This is a genomic window from Mycobacterium sp. TH-M15 (genome assembly GCF_057473705.1).
This window is the reverse complement of sequence record NZ_JBYCLB010000538.1, coordinates 1-5,891: the sequence shown is the minus strand read 5'-3', so window position 1 is coordinate 5,891 and position 5,891 is coordinate 1. Positions and strand designations below refer to the sequence as shown.

At 71.6% G+C, this 5,891-nt stretch carries 3 protein-coding genes and 1 pseudogene; 3 read left to right on the top strand and 1 reads right to left on the bottom strand.

All coding sequences use genetic code 11. The features are described from left to right. Positions 1–169: 169 nt before the first annotated feature. The 3 genes from mfd (at position 170) to AC2VNT_RS13110 (ending at position 5,674) form a co-directional block, all read left to right on the top strand. Positions 170–3,850 (top strand): transcription-repair coupling factor, encoded by a 3,681-nt coding sequence (gene mfd, locus AC2VNT_RS13120; protein WP_486947277.1) that lies wholly within the window; start codon positions 170–172, stop codon positions 3,848–3,850. Then, positions 3,847–4,803 (top strand): nucleoside triphosphate pyrophosphohydrolase, encoded by a 957-nt coding sequence (locus AC2VNT_RS13115; RefSeq protein ID WP_486947276.1) that lies wholly within the window; start codon positions 3,847–3,849, stop codon positions 4,801–4,803. Before mfd ends, AC2VNT_RS13115 begins: the two co-directional genes overlap by 4 nt. Before the next feature lie 202 nt (positions 4,804–5,005). Next, positions 5,006–5,674 carry a phosphate signaling complex PhoU family protein gene (locus tag AC2VNT_RS13110; RefSeq protein ID WP_486947275.1) on the top strand — a complete coding sequence of 223 codons (669 nt, stop codon included), beginning with the start codon at positions 5,006–5,008 and terminating at the stop codon, positions 5,672–5,674. Positions 5,675–5,719: 45 nt separating this feature from the next. Here AC2VNT_RS13110 and AC2VNT_RS13105 read toward each other — a convergent pair. Then, a pseudogene (locus AC2VNT_RS13105) lies at positions 5,720–5,797 on the bottom strand (hypothetical protein); the annotation flags it as partial. Between the last annotated feature and the right edge of the window lie 94 nt (positions 5,798–5,891).

The following is a 5,891-nucleotide window of genomic DNA, read 5'->3' as shown; positions in this document are numbered from 1 at the left end:
GACTTCCAGGTGGCCGAGACCGTGTTTCGGGAAATCATCGGCCTCGCCGACAACCGGCGTTCGGTCGCCGCGCGAAAGCTTGTCGGCTGAGTGACGCGGACCCCGTTGCGTGGCCGCACCCGGTGCCGCGGCTGGACCGACCGGAACCGCGCCCTAAGATGACGACATCATGACCGCACCGGGGTTGGCCTGCGCTGTCGCCCCGCTCACCGGGCTGGTGGATCGGGCGCTGGCCGCGCCGACCTTCCGGGATCTGGTCGACCGCGCCACCGACCGGCCGACGGAGCTGAGGTTGGTCGGCCCGGCTTCGGCCCGGCTGTTCGTCGCGGCCGCGCTGGCCGGCCAGACCCCGCTGCTGGTGGTCACCGCCACCGGTCACGAGGCCGACGACCTCACCGCCGAGCTGCGCGGGGTGTTCGGCGACGCGGTGGCGCTCTTCCCGTCCTGGGAGACGCTGCCGCACGAGCGGCTCTCGCCGGGGGTGGACACCGTCGGCGCGCGGCTGCTGCTGCTGCGCCGGCTGGCCCACCCCGGCGACACCCGGCTGGGGCCGCCGCTGCGGGTGGTGGTCACCGCGGCGCGCTCCCTGCTGCAGCCGATGACCCCGCGGCTGGGCGAGATCGAGCCGGTCACCCTGGCGGTCGGGACCGAGACCGCCTTCGAAGACACCATCGCCCGGCTGGTCGAGCTGGCCTACACCCGGGTGGACCTGGTCGGCCGACGCGGCGAGTTCGCGGTGCGCGGCGGGATCCTCGACGTCTTCCCGCCGACCGCCGAACACCCGGTGCGGGTCGAGTTCTGGGGTGACGAGGTCACCGAGATGCGGTCGTTCTCGGTCGCCGACCAGCGCTCCATCCCGGAGATCGAGGTCGGCACCCGGGTTGCGGTGCCGTGCCGGGAGCTGCTGCTCACCGACGACGTGCGGGCGCGCGCGGCCGAGCTGCTGGCCGTGGCCGGCGGGCAGCCCGAGACCGACAACGCCGTCACCGGCACCGTCGCCGACATGCTGGCCAAGCTGGCCGACGGCATCCCGGTGGACGGGATGGAGGCGCTGGGGCCGGTGCTGCGACCGGGCCCGCAGCAACTGCTCACCGCCCAGCTCGCCGCCGGCACCTCGGTGCTGGTCTGCGACCCGGAGAAGGTGCGCGCCCGGGCCGCCGACCTGATCAAGACCGGGCGGGAGTTCCTGGAGGCATCCTGGTCGACGGCGGCGGTTGGCGGTGACGCGCCGATCGACGTCGAGCAGCTGGGCGGGTCGGGGTTCTGCGATCTCGACGAGGCGCAGGCCGCGGCGCGGGCCGCCGGGCACCCGTGGTGGACGCTGAGCCAGCTCTCCGACGAGTCCGCGGTGCAGCTCGACGTCCGGGCGTCGCCGTCGGCGCATGGCCGGCAGCGCGACATCGACGAGACCTTCGCCATGCTGCGGGCGCAGACCGCGACCGGCGGCTGCGCGGCGGTGGTGGCCCCCGGCGTCGGCACCGCCCGCCGGATCGTCGAGCAGCTCGTCGAATCCGACACCCCGGCGACCCTGTTGGAGCCGGGCGCCGCCCCGGTGCCCGGTCTGGTCGGGGTGCTGCCGGGCCCGCTGCACGACGGGCTGGTGGTTCCGGGCGCCAACCTGGTGGTCGTCACCGAGACCGATCTGACCGGCAACCGGGTCACCGGCCCGGAGGGCAGGCGGCTGGCGGCCAAGCGGCGCAACGCCGTCGACCCGCTGGCGCTGACCGCCGGCGACCTGGTGGTGCACGACCAGCACGGCATCGGCCGGTTCGTCGAGATGGCCGAACGCACCGTCGGCGGGGCCCGGCGGGAATACCTGGTGCTCGAGTACGCCTCCGGCAAGCGGCGGGGCACGGGCGTTGACGGCGCCAAAAACACCGACAAGCTGTACGTGCCGATGGACTCCCTGGACCAGCTCTCCCGCTACGTCGGCGGGCAGGCCCCGGCGCTGTCCCGGCTCGGCGGCAGCGACTGGACCCAGACCAAGGCCAAGGCCCGCAGGGCGGTCGCCGAGATCGCCGGCGAGCTGGTCGCGCTCTACGCCAAACGCCAGGCCGCGCCCGGGCACGCGTTCGGGCCGGACACCCCGTGGCAGGCCGAGATGGAGGACGCGTTCGGGTTCACCGAGACGGTCGACCAGCTCACCGCGATCGGCGAGGTCAAGACCGACATGGAGAAGCCGGTGCCGATGGACCGGGTGATCTGCGGCGACGTCGGCTACGGCAAGACCGAGATCGCGGTGCGCGCGGCGTTCAAGGCCGTCCAGGACGGCCGGCAGGTCGCCGTGCTGGTGCCGACCACCCTGCTGGCCGACCAGCACCTGCAGACGTTCGCCTCCCGGATGGCCGGCTTCCCGGTGCGGGTCAAGGGCCTATCCCGGTTCACCGACCCGGCCGAGTCGCGTGCGGTGGTCGACGGGCTGGCCGACGGCACCGTCGACATCGTGATCGGCACCCACCGGCTGCTGCAGACCGGGGTGGCCTGGAAGAACCTCGGCCTGGTGATCGTCGACGAGGAACAGCGGTTCGGCGTCGAACACAAGGAGCACATCAAGAGCCTGCGCACCAACGTCGACGTGCTCACCATGAGCGCCACCCCGATCCCGCGCACCCTGGAGATGAGCCTGGCCGGCATCCGGGAGATGTCGACGATCCTGACCCCGCCCGAGGACCGCTACCCGGTGCTGACCTACGTCGGCCCGCACGACGACAAGCAGGTGGCCGCCGCGCTGCGCCGGGAGCTGCTCCGCGACGGTCAGGTGTTCTACGTGCACAACCGGGTCAGCTCCATCGACGCCGCGGCCGCCCGGGTGCGCGCCCTGGTGCCCGAGGCGCGGGTGGTGGTGGCGCACGGCCAGATGCCCGAAGAGCAGCTGGAGGCGACGGTGGCCGGCTTCTGGAACCGGGAGTTCGACGTTCTGGTGTGCAGCACGATCATCGAGACCGGCCTGGACATCTCCAACGCCAACACCTTGGTCGTCGAGCGGGCCGACACCTTCGGGCTGTCCCAGCTGCACCAGCTGCGCGGCCGGGTGGGCCGCGGCCGGGAACGCGGCTACGCCTACTTCCTCTACCCGCGCGACACGACGCTGACCGAGACCGCCCACGACCGGCTGGCCACCATCGCCCAGAACAACGAGCTGGGCGCCGGCATGGCGGTGGCGATGAAGGACCTGGAGATCCGGGGTGCGGGCAACGTGCTCGGCGTCGAGCAGTCCGGGCACGTCGCCGGGGTCGGCTTCGACCTGTACGTGCGGCTGGTCGGCGAAGCCGTCGAGGCATACAAGGCAGCCGCCGACGGGCAGACGGTCACCACCGCCGAGGAACCCAAGGACGTGCGGATCGACCTGCCGGTGGACGCACACCTGCCGCCGGACTACATCGGCAGCGACCGGCTGCGGCTGGAGGCCTACCGGCGGCTGGCCGCCGCGGCCGACGACGCCGCGGTGGGCTCGGTTGTCGACGAGCTTGTCGACCGCTACGGCCCGCTGCCCGAGCCGGCCCGCCGGCTGGTCGCGGTGGCCCGGCTGCGGCTGCGCTGCCGGGTCGCCGGCATCGCCGAGGTGGCCGCGATGTCGGAGGCCACCCTGCGGCTGGCCCCGCTGACCCTGCCGGACTCCGCCCAGCTGCGGCTCAAACGGCTCTACCCGGGGGCGCGCTACCGGGCGACCACCGCCACCGTCCAGGTGCCGATACCTCGTGCCGCGGGTGCCGGCGTCGGTGCGCCCCGCGTCCGCGACCTGGAGCTGGTTCAGCTGGTCGCCGACCTGATCTCGGCGCTGGACGGCAAACCGCCGGGCGACGTCGACGCGGTGGGCTTACTGTCGGCGGGTCCGGGGAGGCCGACGTGACGACCGTCGTGCTGCTGGACCCGCGGCGACCGTCGCTGGTCCCGGTCGCCGCCGTCGGGCCGCTCGCCGGACCGCTCGCCTACACCGAGGAGCTGCCGGTCGCGGTGCTCTGGTCGCTGCCGGCGGCACATCCGGTGCACGCCGATCCGGACGCGGCGGTGCTGCTCTCCTCCGACCGGGACCACCCGGCCGTCGTCGCCCGGCTGGCGGCCGGCGCCACCCTGATCGCCATGCCCGACCCGCCGGTCGGCGAGCGGCTGATCGGCGCGGTGGCGATCATGGACCGGCTGCGCACCGCGGGTCCGTGGGAGAGCGAACAGACCCACGACTCGCTGCACCGGTTCCTGCTGGAGGAGACCTACGAGCTGTTCGACGCGGTGCGCGGCGGCGACCCCGACGCACTCTGCGAAGAGCTCGGCGATGTGCTGCTGCAGGTGCTCTTCCACGCCCGGATCGCCGAGGACGCACCGCAGCACCCGTTCGGCATCGACGACGTGGCCGACGCCTTGCTGCGCAAGCTGGCCAACCGGGTGCCGGCGGTGCTCGCCGGCGAGGAGATCTCGCTGGACGAACAGCTGGCCCAGTGGGCGGAGCGCAAGGCGGCCGAGAAGCGGGCAAAACGGGCAGGCGACGACGCCGGTTCGATCCTCGACGGGGTGCCCACCGCACAGCCGGCGTTGGCGTTGGCGCAGAAGGTGATTCACCGGGCGGCGGCGGCCGGACTGCCGCCCGACCTGATCCCAGCAGAGATCACCATGGTCACCCTGGCTACCGATGCGGACGTCGAGAGTGGTCTGCGGGCAGCGGTACTGGATTTCATGGACGCACTGCGGGCCGCCGAGCAGCAGATCGCCGCGACCCGCCGGGGGGGAGACGCCACGGCCCTCGACGCGGGCTCACCCGGCCCGGTCACCGAGGCGCAGTGGCGGGCCTGCTGGCCTCCGGACGGATAGCGCACCCGCGGCGCCGTCGAGAGCCGGGAGTGACCAGGTGGTGCGCCTGCGTGGCGCCCACGGACCGCATGCCTATCGGTGCACGTCAGCTGGTGTCCAGGGGCGCTGGTTCGCCTGATGTTGACGAATCGGCACCGCATGGTCATGAAATATTCATGTGGCGATCCGCCGGCCTTCATTCGAGCCACGTACGTTGGCCGACATGTCGATTCCATACTGCGAACAAACCTCGGAATTGTCCGAGCGGATCGCAGAGATGTGCGGGCTGGCCGAGGTCGCGATGGAACACGCAACCAAAGCCTTGCTGCAGACCGATCTGGTGCTCGCTGAGCAAGTATTCACCGATCACGATCAGATCGTGGAATTAGGCGCAAGCGTAGCGGACGGTTCGTATGCCTTGTTGGCGTCACCGACGCCGTCGGCGGATGATCGTCGCACCGTTCTCACCGCAACTCAGGTGGCGGATGGTATCGCGCGGATGGGGGAGCTGGCGCGAGATGTCGCAAAGGCCACCCGCCACCGGCATCCGCGGCACGCAATCCCAGAAGAGACCGACGGATATTTTTCCGAAATGGGCAGGCTGGCGGCCGAGTTGGGCAGCGACACCCGAGAAGTGCTGTTGTCGCGGGATCCGCGAAGGGTGATCCGCATCAGGGAAGAAAATGCTGCAATGACTGATGTACACCGGAACTTATTCGGTGTGCTCACCGACCGTGAATGGAAACATGGGGTCTCGGCCGCGGTGGATGTGGCATTACTGAGCCGGTTGTACGGACACTACGGGAACCACGCGGTCGAAGTGGTGCGCAGCGTTATCTTCCAGTCGGCCGGCAGATTCTGCCATTCCGAAGCTCGCAGCTTGACCGGGTAGGGCGCAGTTGGGCAACCCGCACATCGCGCTGCGACCAGGAGGTCCCAGCTGCGCATAGTGTTCGTCGGAGCCCTCGGCGGCTCGCTGCGCGATCACCCCGACCTGGTCCAGCGACAAGCGGGCCGAAGTCGCCACCGTCGGACAGCTGCGCACCGCGGTCAAGCTCGAACCGCGGCCCGACCCCGACCCCGACCTCGACGCGCAGCCGACGGTCACC